The following is a 16,875-nucleotide window of genomic DNA, read 5'->3' as shown; positions in this document are numbered from 1 at the left end:
CTAGTTCCCTCCATAAGCGTTGCCTGGCGGCCTCCTGACTCCTTTTAATCCTGCAGTCCAGGAGCTTTCATTCCCCCAAACCTCCGCCAGTGCGCTGTAAAATAGTACGTCCAATTGTTCATCCGGTACACCGTCAGCTGCTTCAAACAGGGATGCTGACTCTTCAAAATGGGCAATTAACTGCTCCAGATAGTTATTTATAACCTCAAGTCGGGGCTCCACATTCAGCTCGTCGCCGGACATTTTACGAAGCAGCAGCTGATCTACCGCGCGCCGCAGCGGAGTTCCCCCGGGAATCAGCGTCTCTACGAGCACGGAGAACTCCAGCGGCGGAACCTCATTATATTTCTCGATCCAGGCACAGGCGAGCAGCGGCCGGAGCACATAGAAGTATTTCTTGATCTTGACCTCACTGCCCTGAAGGTAGCTGCGGTAGTTCCCCCGGGCCATGTTCAGATAGTGATAAATACAGGATTTGGGTGAAAAGCCTAGCGGAGAAAGTGCACGGATGCTCTCGGCCACCGTGTAGTTTTCCTCATACCGGATGCCGGACTGCAGCCATTCCAGCAGCGGCGGGTTCGATTTGCGGAACAGCAGCAGCGCTTTTTTCAGATCCCAGCCGCTTATGTCCAGCAAATTACTGACCGGCCGTTCAATGACATCCCTTGGCTCAAAAATCGAAAGATACGCTTCAGGCCGGCGGATATACAGAAACCTCACATCGTAGTCACTGTCCTTGGACGGAAAGCCCCAGGCCCGGCTGCCTGATTCACAGGCATAGAGTATACGCACCTCTTCCTCCGCTTCAATCATGCGCAGCTGGCGCCTTATTTCCGATTGGATTTCAGACATCTGCTTCATGCCCCCTTCTCTTCAAAAAAATATAAAAAGGCCATGGACTCCATCGTCCATGGCCTTACCCGGTTTGCAGCTGAATGCAGGTTACGTATTGCGGCTACGGGTAGATAAGGGTGCCGTCAATAAATAATCTGCTGCTGAAACCAGATTATGCTCCAGGGAGGACAGGGAGGCTGAATACAAGCAAGGATTCTCGGAATGCATAAGATTCTCAAAGCTATTATTGATGCTGAACGCATTCTTGTAAGTATTCATCTGCCGCTGACCTCCTTTAACGTATAGTTTAAAAATGGATTAACCGTTTCAAAAAGCATGGGCATTGCCCGATGTTAGCATTTTCCAACAGCATAAGCTAAGGCTCCAGTTTCTGTCAACCCGGGGGCGGCAAAAGCCTGCTTACCGGCGTCCTAGCGAGGGTTACGGAAGAAATGCTTGAATTGCCGGAGTCAGATCCTCTTCCCGCAGCGTGATATAATCTCTTCTTCCTTCTTTGAATTCCAGCTTCACCAGATAACCACCCTCAGAGTTAGTATAATATCGTCCCCGGTCAAGGATATCTTTAATCGCTGCCGCATCCTGAACTGCAGCTAAACGGTTCTCCGTGCGTGCCAATTCCAAGTGGCGTTCGGGATCATAACGGTCATTGCCGCTGAATCGGCCGGCATATTCGTTCGGAATAATCTCTGCTGATTTCACATCTGCCGGAGTAATACGGATTTTGTCTGCGTAACCCCGCTGCTCAAGCCACTCCGTCAGCTCACTGAAGGAATGCTTCCACTCGTAATCGGAGAAGTAAGGATAGTCTGGATCCGGCTTGCCTATAATCTGAATGCTTGAATAAGAACGTTGCCCGCCCATCTGGTCTTCATAGCTCATATTCATAATTTCCCGTTTCAATATCTCTTTAAGCTCGTTAACCTCCTGCGGATTGGAGATAATAAGCGCCTTGTTATAATGACTGAAACGTATGCCCTCTATCTCTTTATCAAGCTGGAAAAGTCTATACAATGTGCTTTTATACCCCTGGCTCTCCATCACTGTGCGCAGCTCCGGTTCAAAGCCGGCTACGGGAACCTGGTAGGACCGGTTCAATGTCCGGCCGTTATCCAGCTTGTAAGTCAGATAAAATTCACGGTATTCCCCTCCCTGCGGACGAGGCCTAGCGCTTGTCATGGCCTGATGCAGCATGCGGACAGCTTCAACGTAGTCCTTATCCTTGATGAAGGGATTCACTTTGTCTGTAAAGGGATGTGCATTGTTCCAGTAGGCATCGTATGTTGAATAATTATCTGAAGCAAACACGCCCTCTACCTTATCCGCAGCCGGCACCCGTTTCTCATAGCCGGTGAGCCCGGACACCGGAACATACAGCACAAGCCCCAGCAGTGCCGCATATGCAGCAAACTCCAGCGATGCCTTGCGGGTCAGAATCAGCCACGTTTTACGGATGAGCATCTCCGCAGCAATGTAACCGACCAGAGCACCGATCAGGTGCCCTGCGATAATCCAGCCAAGCTGCTGGTACCGGAGATGAGCGAAATAAGTGCCGGAGAGTAGCATGGCACAGAGCATGACCCCCGCCTTGAACAGCGGATTAAAGTACGTGAACGCGATCGCCTGCCCCGCCTTCTCCCCATGGCGTTTACGGTACAGCAGAAAGGACAGGGCAAACAAAAGGACGGACAGTGCCGAATAAAGCCACAGATAGCCGGCAGTGAACGGATTGGTTTTGACATAGATCATATGCAGCAGCGGGGACCAGACATCATTCCGGCCGCCTAATCCGTACCATGCAGGGTACCCATACAGGTACATGCTGAAATGTTCATTCACCAGCATAAGCAGCACGGCGGGCAGAGCCAGAAGAACATAGATCACTACCCCCTGAAGCACGGATTGGCCGGTACAGATACCGACAAACACACTGAAAATAAACAGGAACAGCGTAAGGACCGTCAGCGTCAGGCACCATTTCCCCACGTCCGCCCAGGAGTAAATATACATGTTGCCATCAAGTGTCCTCACAATTCCGGTGACTGCAGCAGTCAGCCAGACAGGTGTGAGTACCAGAATCAATCCGCTTACGGTATGCGACACCAGCAGGTGTTCCCGGCGCAGCGGCAGGCTGTGCCACAGGTCGGAGGACGCTTTGGCCTGCAGATAACGGAACAGGAACAGGGCTGCCGCAACCGGCACCGTAACGGAGAACAGCATCTGGATCTCCCCGCCAATGAAGAACAGATTGTCTAGAGACCGGCGCTCCGGATTGGGATCATCATTCAAAAACAGCTGCAGCGGCAGCGCAAATAACAGGACGAGCGAGTAAATAATTCCGATCCAGCCGTGCTGGCGCAAGTTCTGGCGGATGACACTGCTGTTAAAGAAGAATCGGCTGCGCATCATATCCGGCATCCCCCATTTCATAAATAAAGATTTCTTCAAGCGTCAGCGGCAGCAGATCAAATACATACGGCTCATATACATGAAAAGCCTGTGCGATCCGCTCACGGTCTCCCTTAACAATATACAGGCTGACACTGCCCCGCTGCTCCTGATGGAGGATCTGCAGCTTCGCTTCAAGCGCGCCGGCGTGGCGCTGATCGCGGAAGGCCACCTGGATTTTATGCGTGTCCGCCTTCAGGTCATCCAGCTCCTTCTCCACCAGCATCCGGCCGCCGTGCATAATGCCCACATGGTCACACAGATCTTCAATTTCCCGCAGATTGTGCGAGGAGATCAGGACAGTGAGGCCGCGGTCAGCCACCTCCTGGAACAGCAGATTCTTGATCTGCCGGCGCATGACCGGATCAAGCCCGTCAATCGGCTCGTCCATAATCAGCACCTCCGGCGTACAGCTCAGTGCAAGCCAAAGAGCCGCCTGGCGCTGCATCCCCTTGGAGAATCTGCTGAGCTTCCGCTTCCGGTCCAGCTTAAAAGCTGTACCCAGCTCCTCAAAGCGCTTCTCACTCCACGAAGGATAGACCGACCTGTAAAATGCAGCCATACTCCGTACCGACGCCTGCGGGAAAAAATACGGGCTGTCCGGCATAAAAATATTCCTCCGCTTGATATCAGGTGCTTCAAAGACCGGCTCGCCGCCGACTGTAACTGTCCCTTCATCAGGCCGGTAAATCCCGGCAAGTGTTTTCAGCAGTGTGGTTTTGCCTGCACCATTTGACCCGAGCAGGCCGTAGATCGTTCCTTGCCGTACAGTCAGCGAGAGGCAGTCGACCGCCTTTTCCCCCTGAAAGATTTTACTTACCCCGCGCATCTCAATCATGCTTCTCCCCCTCTCTTTGTTCCAGAACCTGCCGGTATAATGCGCTGATCTCACTCTCGGTGAAGCCGAGATAGACCGCCTCAGCCATCAGCCGCAGCAGCTGACCGCGCAGCTCCGTACGCTGGCTCTCACTGCGTTCCTGTGCCAGCGGCGCTACAAAGCTCCCCTTTCCGGGCAGGGAATAAATAAAGCCTTCACGCTCCAGCTCCCGGTAAGACTTCTGTATCGTATTGGGATTGACTGTGAGCTGTGAGGACAATGTTCTGACCGATGGAAGCTGTTCGTCCGCCTGCAGGATGCCGTGCATAATCATTTCTTTCACCTTGTCAGTCAGCTGCTCGTAAATCGGCTTGCGGCTGCGGACATCCAGTTCGAACATAGGCGCCCTCCTTTACTAAGCTACAAATATGGAAAACTTAGGTGTATTAACTGTACTACTATTATTAATACAGTTAACCGGAATTGTCAACGCAAAGAAACGGCCTGCCCGCTTTGAGCCGGTTAGCCGTTTCTTTGATTTAGCTATTCGGGGGCTACTGTCGTCCGAGGTTATCGAGATGGATTTTCGCCGCTTTTTCATCAAAATCAGTGCCGGTAGCTCGATTCAGCCCCTAGCAACATCGCTACCATTTAGCAGCTCAGCGGATAGCTGCATTTTGTGCAGCTAAAAAGGGCATTTTTGAGTCTTGGTCGGCTATAACTGCACTCTGTACACTTATATCGCGGTAATTCCAGCCAAATCAGGCTATCCGCCGGTTTTAATTGCACGGAATACATTTATTCCTGAAAAAGCAGCGCTACATGCCACTTTAGTTGCACCAAATACACTTATTCCAACTTCGCAGTTCCGCCACCAGTAACGTCTGTACGCAAGCAGCTCGCAAGCAGCTCGCAAGCAGCAAAAAAGCCAGCAGACTGAGTCTGCCGGCCTCTTTTCACAAACATTTTTACAACACGCAATAAGCTCCCCGCTTACCGCTCATCATTCCAGAAATTTAGCGGCTTCATATCCTTGGTGATTACAGCAAAGCTGTAGCCTTCCTTCTTGAAGGTCTCCAGCAGGCGCGGCAGCACCTTCAATGTGGCCTTTTGGTCGTGCAGCAGAATTACTGGGTTGGTCTTGGAGGACTGCAGCTTGTGCACTTGGCTCATAACCGAGTTATAGATCTTATCGCTGTCTTCCTTGTACCGCCAGTCCTCTGAATCGACATTCCAGTCCCACAGGTGGTAGCCCTGATTCAGCACCTTGTCCCGAAAGTTCTTGGTGAAGTATGGCTTACTGCCGTATGGGGGACGGATGAGCGTCGTTTCTGCCCCGCTGATTTTCTTCAGCACGGCATTGTCTGCTGTCATTTCAGCCAGCGCTGCTGCCGGTGAAGCGTAAAACTTCTCCTTGCGGTGGGTCATCCCGTGCAGCCCGAGTCCGTGCCCGTTCTTCTGAGTCCGCTTAACCTGGGCAGGATAACGGTTCATGTTCGGCCCGAGCATGAAGAAGGTGGCCTTAACCTCATATTTGTCCAGGATATCCAGCAGCTGCGCGGTGGTTGCGGACGGCCCGTCATCAAAGGTCAGGTACAGGGTCCGCCCTTTAACCGCATTGTCCCCGGAGGGAGCAGGCGTACTGACAGCCTGAGGCTTCAGCTTATCGCCATATTTCTCTACGAAGGCCTTGTCACTCAGTGCTGCTGAAGCATCCCGTACTCTCAGTAAATATTTATCTCCCTGAAAGGTTATGCTATATCCGAGGTAGCTGCTTATTTTCACCGGAACCATCAGACTGCCATTCCGTAAAAAGCTGTCCACCGGCACAACCGTTCCATCCTGCAGCTTAAGTCCGCCGTTATTATTAAGCAGACGGGCGGATTTGCCGCCGGCTGCAACCGCGATTCCGTCTGTCTGGCCGGTAATTGTCCAGTTCAGCTCCGTTGATAGCGCACGCAGCGGAATGTAGTAGCTCCCCTGAACCGGGACAGCCTCAATTTCAGTCAGCTTGTCATTCACACCCAGCTTCAGGCTGACGCCCGCTCCTGCAGCGCTTGCTGGAGTATACAGCACACCAAAACATACAAATAAAGACATTATTACAAGCATTCCTTTTTTAAGCACAAGCAGAATCTCCAATCTATGTATATTTGAATCTAACTCTACCATACATAGATATAACGAAATTTGAGAGATTGTAACCGGGCGCCTAAAATATTGTTACTTTTTCACGCAGTGACATATAGCACAGCATCCCCTTTTAACAAATCGGGCGCAACTTTCGTCGAATGCTGTCACACCAACAAAGAAAGCGGTTAATTTTAATCAGTTTTACCTATAATAATTGTGACGATTTTAGTAACTTTAAGCTAATTTTGAACAAAGTTTGAACAACCTTAAAATAAGCTTAAAGCCCGCTACTACAGTGATGTTTGTCATACATAACAATAGTTGTAACAAATTGATCACATATTATTAACTTTATCGCCATTTTTGAGGTCTTTTCTAGATATTCTTACAGAATATGTATTTTGCAATTCGGGTAAGTAATTCTTAATATATAAACAGGTTAATTTTTCGCCAGCCAACAACGAACGGCTAATGAAAAGAATTATTGAAGGAAGGAGTTCTATATGAAAAAAAAGGGACCGTTATACGCTTTGTTTCTCGCCCTGCTCGTTATTCTTCCGGGATGCAGTTCGCTCGCCGTACTGAATCCTAAGGGCCCGGCTGCACGGACGTTATCTGACACCATTATCCTCTCAATCGTGGTGATGGCGTTTGTCCTGGCAGTTGTCTACATCTTATATATCTTCGTCCTGGTGAAATACCGGGCAAAGAAGAGCAATGAAGGCTACATTCCTGAACATGAGGAGGGCAACAAGGTCCTTGAAGCGATCTGGATTATTATCCCGATTATCATCGTAGCCTTTTTGTCCGTTGTGACTGTAAAGTCCACTCATGCGGTAGAGAATGTTGCAAGCGAGTATAAGGATCAGGCTCCGCTTGTCATCTATGCCTCCTCCTCCAACTGGAAATGGCATTTCAGCTATCCTGAGGAAGGCATTGAAACGGTAAACTACGTGAACATCCCGGTTCACCGTGCAGTAGAATTCAGACTGTACTCCTTCGGGACGATCACCAGCTTCTGGGTTCCGCAGCTGGCCGGACAGAAATACGCGATGAGCGACATGCTCACCTACCTTAACCTCTCCGGTGATACCGTAGGCTCTTATATCGGAAAGAACTCGAATTTCAGCGGCAAAGGCTTTGCCCATATGGAATTTGAGACACTGGTTATGACAGACGCGGATTATCAGGACTGGGTAAAAGAAGTGAAGGAAACAGCGCCTGCGCTTACTGAGGATGAATTCAAAGGCCTGCTGGCTGCCGAGCATCTCGGCCGCAAGACTTACTCCTCTACCCATCTGGAATTCAGCCCGCCTCCAGGCGATCACAGCGAGCATATGAGCGGTCACGGCACGGAAACGGATATGCACAACGGCGGTGAAGAGCACGAGGATAACAAGGAAATTCATCCTTCCCCTGCACCTTCCAGCCAGACGGAGTTCGACAGCAATCCTGCCCCTGAGGTAGAAGAGCCGCTGCCTAGCTCGCCTGTCGAAGAGCATACTCACGAGTAACAAACAACCATGGAGCTAAACAGCTCTTATATAGCATGAAGCATGCTACAGCAACAACCTGAAAGGAGCCACCCTAATGGATTTAGAGAAATTTAAGGTTCACGGCGAACCCTTGATTTATGGAGCCATGATCAGCATCGCACTTGCCACCATCGGGATTCTCGTCGGGTTGACCTACTTTAAGAAGTGGGGCTATCTCTGGCGTGAATGGCTTACCACTGTGGACCACAAGAAAATCGGGGTTATGTATATCCTTGCTGCCCTCCTGATGCTCTTCCGCGGTGGCGTCGACGCCATGATGATGCGACTGCAGACTGCAGCGCCTGAAATGAAATTCCTTGATGCACAGCACTACAATGAGGTCTTTACCACCCACGGTCTGATCATGATCCTCTTCATGGCCATGCCGTTTATCATCGGTCTGATGAATGTCATCATACCGCTGCAGATTGGCGCAAGAGACGTTGCCTTCCCGCGTCTTAACGCCGTCAGCTTCTGGCTCTTCTTTTTCGGGGCCATGCTGCTTAACATCTCCTTCGTCATCGGCGGTTCACCGGATGCAGGCTGGTCCGCTTACTTCCCGCTGGCGAGTCTGGAGTTCAGCCCGACCGTAGGTAACAACTACTACTCTCTGGCCTTGCAGATTTCCGGTATCGGTACGCTCATTACAGGGGTTAACTTCATTGTTACCATCCTCAAAATGCGCGCTCCGGGCATGACCCTGATGAAGATGCCGATGTTCACCTGGTCTGTCCTTATCACAAACGTTATTATCGTCTTCGCCTTCCCTGTGCTCACCGTAGCACTGGCACTGATGATGTTCGACCGCCTGTTCGGTTCACAGTTCTTCACGATGGCCAACGGCGGGATGGATATGCTCTGGGCCAACCTTTTCTGGGTATGGGGACATCCCGAAGTATACATTGTTATATTGCCGGCCTTCGGTATATACAGTGAAATTATCGCCACCTTCTCCAAAAAGAACCTGTACGGATATACCTCCATGGTATTCAGTATGGTTATTATCTCCCTCCTGTCCTTCCTGGTATGGGCGCACCATTTCTACACCATGGGTCAGGGCGTAATGGTCAACAGCTTCTTCTCCATCACCACGATGGCGATTGCTGTACCGACAGGGGTCAAGATATTCAACTGGCTGTTCACCCTGCGAAAGGGACGAATAACCTTTACTACACCGATGCTGTACACGCTGGCCTTTATCCCGATCTTTACCATCGGCGGGGTTACCGGCGTCATGCTGGCGATGGCCAGTGCCGATTACCAGTACCATAATACGATGTTCCTGGTAGCGCATTTCCACTATGTCCTGATTCCGGGCGCGGTGTTCGCCGTTATTGCCGGGTTCCACTACTGGTTCCCGAAAGTATTCGGCTTCCGTCTCAATGAGCGTCTGGGCAAGCACGCCTTCTGGTGGATCATTATTTCCTTTAACGTAACCTTCTTCCCGCTGTTCTTCCTCGGTCTGATGGGGATGACCCGCCGTATGTACACCTATTCGGAAGAGACCGGCTTCGGTCCGCTGAACATGCTGTCATTCGCCGGAGCGGTAGGTCTGGCTATCGGCTTCCTGCTGCTGGTGTACAACATCTACTGGAGTACCCGCTACATGCCGAGAGATACAACAAGCGATCCGTGGGATGGACGTACCCTGGAATGGGCTACACCAAGTCCGATCCCGGCTTACAATTTCGCAATTGTGCCTAAGGTTAAATCCCTGGATCCTTTCTGGGAATCCAAACAGAAGAACGTTCCGCTGTTTGAAGACAAAATCACCAAGATTCACTTGCCGAACAATACCGGGAAGCCGTTTATCCTGGGTGTAATCTTCTTCTTCCTGGGCTTCTTCCTCGTATTCAGCATGTGGATTCCGGCTATTGTCGCCGGTGTCGGTGTCATTGTTATGCTGGCAGCGATGTCCTTTGATCAGGACCACGGCTTCTACGTATCAGCCGAAGAAGTTATTGCAACTGAAAAGAAACTGCGGGGTGAGACTGTATGAAGATAGATGCGTCGAAGCCGCTGGAATATTCAACAGAAGAGAATAGTAACAAGATCTTCGGCTTCTGGGTTTTCCTCGGAGCTGAAATCCCGCTCTTCGCTACATTGTTCACTGTATACTTCGTAATGGTTAACCGTTTTGCCGACGGACCGAGCGGACCAGAAATCTTTGAAATCGGCCCCTTGCTGATATCAACCTTCCTGCTCCTGACAAGCTCGTTCACAATCGGTCTTGCGGTGCACGCTATGCGCCACGGATACAAGAAAGCCATGATGTTCTTCATGGCGATTACACTGCTGATGGGTCTTGGCTTTATCGGCGTTGAAATTGAGGAGTTCCTCACCTACGTTCATGAAGGGGCCACACTGCAGACCAGCGGGTTCCTGTCCAGTCTGTTCGTATTGCTCGGAACCCACGGTGCCCACGTCAGCTTCGGCTTCCTGTGGGGAGTAGGGATTATGATTCAGTTGTGGCGCCGGGGAATTACCCCTGCTACCGCCAACAAAACATTTATCTTCTCACTGTTCTGGCATTTCTTAGACGTAGTCTGGATCTTCATCTTCAGCTTCGTCTATCTGAAAGGAATGATGTGATATGATAAAGCAACTGTTTCCGATCCGCCATGTGATGGGCTATCTGGCCTCGCTGGTCCTTTCAGCCGCTGCGCTGATTGTCATTTACGGCGATCTGTCCCATACAGCCAATGTGGTGGTATTGACGGTCACTGCACTTATCCAGGCTTCCCTGCAGCTGTTTGTGTTCATGCACATCGGCGAATCGGCAGATACCAAGAAAGAGCTTTACCTCAACATCGCCTATGCTTTGTTCGTAGGTCTGATCACCCTTTTCGGTACCCTCTTCATCTTCGTATGGGGCTGGTACGCTTAAGCTTTACAGCTTAATGCCTGTTCCTACTAAAAATCCCCTGGAGCTCAATGCTCCAGGGGATTTTTGCTGTATCTGTGCTGCTAATATCTATTGTTTGTTATACAGCTATAGCTTGAACCTTCCAAGCTCCTTCTGCAGGTCCTCAGCCAGTGTAGCAAGGTACTGGGCAGACGTGGACATCTCACCCATTGCTGACAGCTGCTCTTCACTTGCGGCGCTGGTATCCTGAACATCCTCCGCGCCTTTCCGGGAAGCCTCACTCACCTGCTCCATCGCCTCTGTCACCGACTGGGATTCTCCGGAGACATGCTCAACCGCGTTTCTGATCTGCTCGGTCTGCCGGACAGCCGAACGGATCGCCGACTGAATATCGGCAAAAGCCAGAGAAACCGCTTCACTCTGCGCTACACCCAGCGCTACAAGCTCAGACCCGGCTGTCATCGAATCGACAGCACTGCCCGTCTGCTGCTGGATATCTGTAATAATCTCTGTAACCTGCAGGGAGCTCTGGCCTGTCGCTTCAGCCAGCTTGCGGATCTCTTCAGCCACAACGGCAAAGCCGCGGCCGTGCTCCCCTGCTCTGGCAGCTTCAATGGATGCATTAAGCGAGAGCAGGTTAGTCTGGGTAGCAATTGCATTGATTGTAGTAATGATCGTGTTAATCTCCTCAGAGAGGCTGCCCAGGTTGCTGACAACATTCTGAGTAGCGGCCACACTCGAGTTAATTTCACCCATCCGGGTAATTATGCTGTCTACCGCCTCAGCACCGTGCTCAGTCGAAGCGGCAGCAGCGTCCATCAGCTCAGCCATATCCATGCTGCTGCGCTCAACTGCCGCAATATCCTCTGCCATCGTCTGTACGGATGCCGTAGTGCGGTTAATACTGTTCGCCTGAGCCTCAAAGCCGGCAGCAATATCGCCGGAGGCCTCTGCAATCAGATGCGAAGCGCGTGCAGTCTGCTCTGCACTGGCACTCATCTCCTCGGAAGAAGCAGACAGCATTTCTGCACTCTCGGAGATGCCCTGCATCATCCGCTTCAGGCTGGCGAGCATCGAGTTGAAGGACTGGTTAATCTGGCCGATCTCGTCTCTGGAGGTATAGGCAGCCGTTACCGTCAGATCCCCTTCTTCCGCCCGGTTCATCAGCGCCTGAAGCTCCTTCAACGGCTTCGTAATCAGCCGGGAAATTACAACGCTGATGGCAATGCACAATACCCATGCGGCAGTGATTAGAATTGAGCTGACGGTACGTGAGGTTCTGGCATTATCCAGCGTCAATTCATTATGTGCTTCAGCATCTTCTATCAGTGCAGCCGAAGCATCATCCAGCAGGCTGACCATTCTTGCCCGCAATTCACTAAAGGCGCCGCCTGAAAAAACCTGATAGCCTTCTTCGCTCAGGTTCCTGCCTGCCAGCTGGATGATATTGTCCCGCTGTGTCCGGTAATCCTCAAGCAGCGACAGATATTCACTGACTCCGTTGCTGACTGCAGCATTGGTGAAGTCAACGGCTTTCAGCTCTTCCATCACTTCATTGTTCCGCTCAATCCGGTCCTGAATCTGCTCAGCAAGCATCTCACTTTGGTCAGCCGAACTTGCCAGCAGGTCCTCCAGAAGAAAGGATTCAATCGCCCGGTTATTGGCGCGTATTTCCGTTACCAGATAAATGGGCATGAGATTCTGGCTGTAGGTCTCCTGCGAGCGGTCAGCCAGCTTATCCGTGAACAGAATCCCGGTCATGCCGACGCCGATCACCAGAATTACAGCTACGGCTACCAGAACTGCCATTTTAAATTCAACTCTTAAATTCCTCATTATCCTTATTCCCGCCTTCTCCCAATCTTGCTACCTATATTATATCGGCGAAAAAAGTCGAAAAATGATGCATTGTGAAAAATATTGTCGAAACAAGAATTCTGATTTGAACTACTGCTTTTTCTGTTAAGGGGTTGTTAGTTCAGTCTGTATAGTCCTTAAGCAGCCCATATTTCCGGCGGAAGCGTTCCAGCACACTGGTCCAGCCTCCGGCGAGTATAACCAGAAAGAAGACATTTGACAAGGCATGGGCCAGGTCAAAATAAAAGCTGGAAGCAAAAGCGGCGGCCACAAGGCCCCAGCTGAAGGCATCCGGCAGGCTGATTATGTACCAGATGTTCATGATCCACCCGAACAAAAAGCCCCAGAGAAAGCCAAACAGCAGCATTCCGGCACGTTTCTTCATCCACCACGAATTCCGCAGCCACCCGGTGCTCAGCCCGGCCATCCCCCAGGCAAACATCTGCCATGGCGTCCATGGCCCTTGTCCGAAATAGATGTTCGAGACAAGCGCAGCCACCGCCCCGATAATGAAGCCCGCCTCAGCACCGAAAACATAGGCTGACAGCATAACAATGGCTGATACCGGCTTCACACTGGGCAGCGCCGCGAACGGAATCCGGCTGACCGCGGCGATTGCCGACAATACAGCCAGCAGCACCAGCTCCCTGGACTCCAGCCTGCGGCGTTCCAGCCGGAGAAAAACGGGCAGCAGCGCCGCCCCGAGCAGCACTAGGCTGAGCAGCATATAATGGCGGTCCTTCAGTGCTGCCATTAGCGACAGCCCTGCCAAAAATACCGCAACAGCGATTAGGAGCGGGTAGCGTAAGCGTGCCATGCTGTCATCACATCCTCAATGGTCAATGCCCGGGGCAGCAAATCACGCGCCATGCGGTTGACCGCAGTTGTATAGAAATAATTGCTGCTGAAAAACGCTGCAGGCTCACCCTCAGCCGTAATACTTCCGTCAAACAGCAGTGCACAGCGGGAAGCATAACGTGCAGCAAACTCCACATCATGGGTTACAACAGTAATGCTCATCCCCTGCTCCCGCAGAAGCGCAAGCAGACCGGCAAACCGGGCCTTTGCAGCCGGGTCAAGCCCTTTGGTCGGCTCGTCCAGCAGCAATACCGCAGGCTTGAGCAGCAGCACCATCGCCAGGGCCAGCTTCTGCTGCTGGCCGCCGCTTAGGTCATGCGGATGATTCTCCAGCACCTGTCCCAGCTCAAATATGTCCACCAGCCTGCTGATCTCGCCTTCAGCCTCATCCGGTGTAAGGCGGGCTGAAGCTGCCATATGCTGGAGTTCCTCCATTGCAGTATCGTAGCTGAAATACAGCAGCGGGTTCTGGGCCAGAAAGCCGGCGGTTATTCCGGCAGCCGTTACGACCTTCCCGCGCTGCGGCTTAACCATTCTGCTCAGCACATGCAGCAGGGTGGACTTACCAGCACCGTTGCCGCCCAGGATGGCAAGCAGCTCACCCTGATACAGTGTCAGGCTCAGCTTGCGGAGCACCTCCCGGCCTTCCTTCTCATAGCGGAAGGTAACCTCCTTTGCGCTCAGCAGGGGGACCCCTGCTGCTGCCTGGGGCAGAGGCACCGCTTCAGCAGTCTGACCGGCTGCTGCCGGGATTAGCCCAGGTGCTGTGCGGGCTGCAGCCTCCGCATATTGATGGAGCCAGCGTCTGCCCTCGCGGACTGTCAGCGGTATGAACTCTGGCAAGCCCCGGCTCAGCGCCGGCAGCTCCAGAAACAGCCGTGCTGCCGTAGGCAGATAGGCCTGAACTGCCGCAAACGGCTCCCCGCCCGCTCTGGATACAAGCTCGCGGGGAGGACATGCCGCCTTCAGCAGCCCGTTCTCCATAAGCAGTACCCGGTCAGCGAGCGGAAGCACCTCCTCCAGACGATGCTCACTAATGATAATGGTCATCGACATTTCCTCGTTCAGCCTGTGCAGGGTCTGGAGGAACTCACGCGCCGCAACCGGATCCAGCTGCGAGGTCGGCTCATCCAGCAGCAGCAGCTTCGGCTGAAGCAGCAGAACAGAGGCCAGGTTGAGCAGCTGCTTCTGTCCGCCGGACAGCTCGTGCACCGGCTTGTACAGCAGCGGCTCCAGGCCGAACAGCCCGGCCATCTCGGCCAGCCTGCTCCGCATCACCTGCGGCGGATAGCCGAGATTCTCCATCCCGAAGGCAAGCTCATGCCAGACGGTATCCATCACAATCTGCGCATCCGGATTCTGAAAAACCATGCCGATCTCTGCCGCAGCCCGTTCCGCCGGAAGAGCAGCCAGCGGCTGTCCTGCATAACGGACTACACCGCTTTCAGTCCCAACAGGGGTAAGCTCGCGCTTCAGCTGGCGCAGGAGCGTCGTCTTTCCCCCGCCTGACGGGCCCATTAGCACTACAAACTCCCCCTCCTCTACTGTGAAGGTGAGCTCATGGAGCGTGTCCCGTTCAGCTCCGGGATATCGGAAGGATAAGCCTTCCGCCGCGATGATCTCCATAGCCATATCTCCTTTCCTTCCAAGCCTGATGGTATCAGCACGAACAGGCTGAAGCTGATATACATCAGCGCTTCTCCTCCGCCGAATTCAAGCGGCTTCATACGCGGATAGATTTCAAATGCTCCGTAGCCCTGCAGCCACAATATCAGCGGAATCAGTCCGCTGGCTGTAAGCAGCAGGAGCACGGCTGTGTCGAACCGGTCCATTCTATAGACTGAATAGGTGCTGCGTCTGCGGATACCATACCCCCGCGCCTTCATGGAATCGCCTGTCTGCAGGGCTTCCTCCAGCGACCAGGTCAGCAGCACCTTCAGCAGGGTCATGCCGTCACGCATTCTTTTGCGAAGCCTGCCCTTACCTGCATCAATGCCCCGGAACCGCTGAATCATAGTAATCTCGCGCAGCCTCCGCTGGAACAGGGGTACAAACCGGATGGCCATCAGCGTCAGCAGCGCCGTCTTGGGGGCAGCAGCGGCAAAGGCATACATGAATTTATCTGTTGTTACTGTGTAGTTGTAAGAGATGAATAAGACAAGAATCGTAAGCAGCACCAGCATCATAATCAGCCCGTACAGCACAGCCTCAAGCGTAATAGGCTGATCCCATAAATAAAACAGGATATGTGCCCCCCTGTGCGAGAACAGCGGGTTCAGCACCGCTACAGAGCCGGCCATCAGCAGATAGAACGGCAGCCCGCGCAGCAGCTGCCGGCCCTGCCCCTGAAGCAGCAGGAGGATTACGACTCCCGCGAGCTCGGTAATCAGGAATAGCGGGTGCATCAGCAGCGCAGCGAACAGCAGAAGCCCGGCATAATAGAGCAAGGCTACTGCCGGATGCATGGCACGAAAGCCGCTGCTCATGGCGCTTTGGCTCCGATATCCTTGCCGAGATCCAGGGTATACAGCCACTCTATTGTATCCCCGGGCTGTACAGTGTAGCTTCCGGCACTCTTGTCCGGGAACTCCCCGTTCACCCTGTACATCCAGCCGCTCTCCGCGCCATGATCCAGTTCATACAGATTGTCTATGCCTTCAACATAAGCAAAGCCCTTGGCTCCCTGAAATTCCATTTGGATCTTATGCTGCCGGGTAATCCGCTTCAACAGATCCAGCGCGCTTTCGCCTTCCTTGATTTCGAACGCCGCCGGCGCAAGAATCACCCCGTGCTCCGCATCTCCTGTAATGGAGATGACGGCTGTGTCCGCCACAGCGGCAGGCTGAGCAGCCGCTGTAGCTTTGGCCGTCGCCGCAGGCTGCGGCGGCGCCGTGGCTGCCGGCTTCGCAGCGCCGGCAGAGGGGCTTGCGGCAGCGGACGGCTTCGCCGCTGCCGCTGCCGTTGCGCCGGCGCCCTTGGCGGGCGGCGCCGCAGCCGAGGCCGCCGGACGGGACGCGTCCGGCGCGGCTGTGCCTGCGGGGCTGCTGCCCGCAGGCGGTGTGGCTGGCGCGGCGGCTGCAGCCGCGCCCTGAGGGGCCGTCTCCGCGGCTGCGGGAGACGGCGTGGTGTTCCCCGCCGGCGCGGACGGCGGGGCAGTAGCGGCAGCGTCTCCGGGCTGCGGAGACGCGGTGGCCGCCGGCTGCGGGCTCTGTGCCGCAGCCGTGGCAATTGGGCTGCCGCCGGACGGGGCGGCAGTGTCATTCCCGCCGGGGGCTGCGCAGCCCGGCAGCAGGAGCGCTGCCAGCAGCAGAAGCGCCGGCGGAAGCAAACGGCGGATAGCCGGTCTGGTCATTACTCTTTGCACCTCCTGAAATAAACCCGCCAGACAGAAGCTTGCCTTGATGCCAATTGCGGCAGCTTACATGCAAGGCGGGGCTAAATACCTTTTTTCTTTTCTCTTTGAAAAAAGGGAAAGAACGAGAGCCCTATGCCCCCGTTCTATCCCTATC

The 16,875-nt window shown here is 53.3% G+C and carries 15 protein-coding genes; 4 read left to right on the top strand and 11 right to left on the bottom strand.

Going from position 1 to position 16,875, the window contains the following annotated elements:
- From R70723_RS04255 to R70723_RS32525, 6 genes are all read right to left on the bottom strand, one after another.
- Complete coding sequence (locus R70723_RS04255; protein ID WP_047171323.1) at positions 1-852, bottom strand: nucleotidyltransferase domain-containing protein; 852 nt, start codon at positions 850-852, stop codon at positions 1-3.
- 90 nt (positions 853-942) lie between these two features.
- Positions 943-1,113 carry a hypothetical protein gene (locus R70723_RS33245; RefSeq protein WP_156123778.1) on the bottom strand — a complete coding sequence of 57 codons (171 nt, stop codon included), beginning with the start codon at positions 1,111-1,113 and terminating at the stop codon, positions 943-945.
- Positions 1,114-1,275: 162 nt separating this feature from the next.
- Positions 1,276-3,261, bottom strand: coding sequence for a DUF6449 domain-containing protein (locus tag R70723_RS04250; protein ID WP_039870061.1), 1,986 nt, complete (start codon positions 3,259-3,261; stop codon positions 1,276-1,278).
- A complete protein-coding gene (locus tag R70723_RS04245; protein WP_039870059.1) occupies positions 3,236-4,138 on the bottom strand; it encodes an ABC transporter ATP-binding protein in 903 nt (300 codons plus the stop codon). The genes R70723_RS04250 and R70723_RS04245 overlap by 26 nt, the downstream gene beginning before the upstream one ends.
- Positions 4,131-4,517 carry a GntR family transcriptional regulator gene (locus R70723_RS04240; RefSeq protein WP_039870057.1) on the bottom strand — a complete coding sequence of 129 codons (387 nt, stop codon included), beginning with the start codon at positions 4,515-4,517 and terminating at the stop codon, positions 4,131-4,133. The genes R70723_RS04245 and R70723_RS04240 overlap by 8 nt, the downstream gene beginning before the upstream one ends.
- A gap of 593 nt (positions 4,518-5,110) precedes the next feature.
- A complete protein-coding gene (locus R70723_RS32525) occupies positions 5,111-6,217 on the bottom strand; it encodes a polysaccharide deacetylase family protein (protein ID WP_231574821.1) in 1,107 nt (368 codons plus the stop codon).
- A gap of 536 nt (positions 6,218-6,753) precedes the next feature.
- On the opposite strand from R70723_RS32525, the gene qoxA reads away from it, so the two are divergent.
- The 4 genes from qoxA (at position 6,754) to qoxD (ending at position 10,672) form a co-directional block, all read left to right on the top strand.
- On the top strand, positions 6,754-7,764 hold the full coding sequence (gene qoxA, locus R70723_RS04230) for a cytochrome aa3 quinol oxidase subunit II (RefSeq protein WP_039870055.1): 1,011 nt from the start codon (positions 6,754-6,756) through the stop codon (positions 7,762-7,764).
- A 76-nt stretch (positions 7,765-7,840) separates the two neighbouring features.
- Positions 7,841-9,784, top strand: coding sequence for a cytochrome aa3 quinol oxidase subunit I (qoxB, locus tag R70723_RS04225; protein ID WP_039870054.1), 1,944 nt, complete (start codon positions 7,841-7,843; stop codon positions 9,782-9,784).
- A complete protein-coding gene (gene qoxC / locus R70723_RS04220; protein WP_039870053.1) occupies positions 9,781-10,377 on the top strand; it encodes a cytochrome aa3 quinol oxidase subunit III in 597 nt (198 codons plus the stop codon). Before qoxB ends, qoxC begins: the two co-directional genes overlap by 4 nt.
- 1 nt (position 10,378) lies before the next feature.
- Positions 10,379-10,672 carry a cytochrome aa3 quinol oxidase subunit IV gene (qoxD, locus tag R70723_RS04215; protein WP_039870052.1) on the top strand — a complete coding sequence of 98 codons (294 nt, stop codon included), beginning with the start codon at positions 10,379-10,381 and terminating at the stop codon, positions 10,670-10,672.
- Positions 10,673-10,777: 105 nt separating this feature from the next.
- On the opposite strand, the gene R70723_RS04210 is transcribed toward qoxD, so the two are convergent.
- The 5 genes from R70723_RS04210 to R70723_RS04190 all read right to left on the bottom strand — a co-directional run bounded on the left by R70723_RS04210 (position 10,778) and on the right by R70723_RS04190 (position 16,718).
- Positions 10,778-12,487: a methyl-accepting chemotaxis protein gene (locus R70723_RS04210; RefSeq protein ID WP_039870051.1), complete on the bottom strand. Its 1,710-nt coding sequence runs from the start codon at positions 12,485-12,487 to the stop codon at positions 10,778-10,780.
- Between the two features lie 142 nt (positions 12,488-12,629).
- Positions 12,630-13,325, bottom strand: a complete 696-nt coding sequence (locus R70723_RS04205) for an ECF transporter S component (RefSeq protein ID WP_039870049.1) — start codon at positions 13,323-13,325, stop codon at positions 12,630-12,632.
- Entirely contained in the window at positions 13,298-14,992 is a 1,695-nt protein-coding gene (locus R70723_RS04200) for an ABC transporter ATP-binding protein (RefSeq protein ID WP_039870047.1), read from the bottom strand. Before R70723_RS04200 ends, R70723_RS04205 begins: the two co-directional genes overlap by 28 nt.
- Positions 14,908-15,852 carry an energy-coupling factor transporter transmembrane component T gene (locus R70723_RS04195; RefSeq protein ID WP_052421179.1) on the bottom strand — a complete coding sequence of 315 codons (945 nt, stop codon included), beginning with the start codon at positions 15,850-15,852 and terminating at the stop codon, positions 14,908-14,910. The genes R70723_RS04200 and R70723_RS04195 overlap by 85 nt, the downstream gene beginning before the upstream one ends.
- Positions 15,849-16,718, bottom strand: coding sequence for a DUF4430 domain-containing protein (locus R70723_RS04190; protein ID WP_047171017.1), 870 nt, complete (start codon positions 16,716-16,718; stop codon positions 15,849-15,851). The genes R70723_RS04195 and R70723_RS04190 overlap by 4 nt, the downstream gene beginning before the upstream one ends.
- Between the last annotated feature and the right edge of the window lie 157 nt (positions 16,719-16,875).

It is taken from the genome of Paenibacillus sp. FSL R7-0273, assembly GCF_000758625.1.
Taxonomy (GTDB): Bacteria; Bacillota; Bacilli; order Paenibacillales; family Paenibacillaceae; genus Paenibacillus_AQ.
This window is presented reverse-complemented; position numbering and strand designations above follow the sequence as displayed.

Excerpts from the sequence above, each read along its gene's own strand:
- qoxD (WP_039870052.1), top strand. The coding sequence starts at position 10,379 with ATGATAAAGCAACTGTTTCCGATCCGCCATGTGATGGGCTATCTGGCC.
- R70723_RS04250 (WP_039870061.1), bottom strand. The coding sequence starts at position 3,261 with ATGATGCGCAGCCGATTCTTCTTTAACAGCAGTGTCATCCGCCAGAAC.
- R70723_RS04245 (WP_039870059.1), bottom strand. The coding sequence starts at position 4,138 with ATGATTGAGATGCGCGGGGTAAGTAAAATCTTTCAGGGGGAAAAGGCG.
- R70723_RS04200 (WP_039870047.1), bottom strand. The coding sequence starts at position 14,992 with ATGGAGATCATCGCGGCGGAAGGCTTATCCTTCCGATATCCCGGAGCT.
- qoxA (WP_039870055.1), top strand. The coding sequence starts at position 6,754 with ATGAAAAAAAAGGGACCGTTATACGCTTTGTTTCTCGCCCTGCTCGTT.
- R70723_RS04210 (WP_039870051.1), bottom strand. The coding sequence starts at position 12,487 with ATGAGGAATTTAAGAGTTGAATTTAAAATGGCAGTTCTGGTAGCCGTA.
- R70723_RS33245 (WP_156123778.1), bottom strand. The coding sequence starts at position 1,113 with ATGAATACTTACAAGAATGCGTTCAGCATCAATAATAGCTTTGAGAAT.
- R70723_RS04195 (WP_052421179.1), bottom strand. The coding sequence starts at position 15,852 with ATGAGCAGCGGCTTTCGTGCCATGCATCCGGCAGTAGCCTTGCTCTAT.
- qoxC (WP_039870053.1), top strand. The coding sequence starts at position 9,781 with ATGAAGATAGATGCGTCGAAGCCGCTGGAATATTCAACAGAAGAGAAT.
- R70723_RS04205 (WP_039870049.1), bottom strand. The coding sequence starts at position 13,325 with ATGGCACGCTTACGCTACCCGCTCCTAATCGCTGTTGCGGTATTTTTG.
- qoxB (WP_039870054.1), top strand. The coding sequence starts at position 7,841 with ATGGATTTAGAGAAATTTAAGGTTCACGGCGAACCCTTGATTTATGGA.
- R70723_RS04255 (WP_047171323.1), bottom strand. The coding sequence starts at position 852 with ATGTCTGAAATCCAATCGGAAATAAGGCGCCAGCTGCGCATGATTGAA.
- R70723_RS04190 (WP_047171017.1), bottom strand. The coding sequence starts at position 16,718 with ATGACCAGACCGGCTATCCGCCGTTTGCTTCCGCCGGCGCTTCTGCTG.
- R70723_RS04240 (WP_039870057.1), bottom strand. The coding sequence starts at position 4,517 with ATGTTCGAACTGGATGTCCGCAGCCGCAAGCCGATTTACGAGCAGCTG.
- R70723_RS32525 (WP_231574821.1), bottom strand. The coding sequence starts at position 6,217 with ATGTCTTTATTTGTATGTTTTGGTGTGCTGTATACTCCAGCAAGCGCT.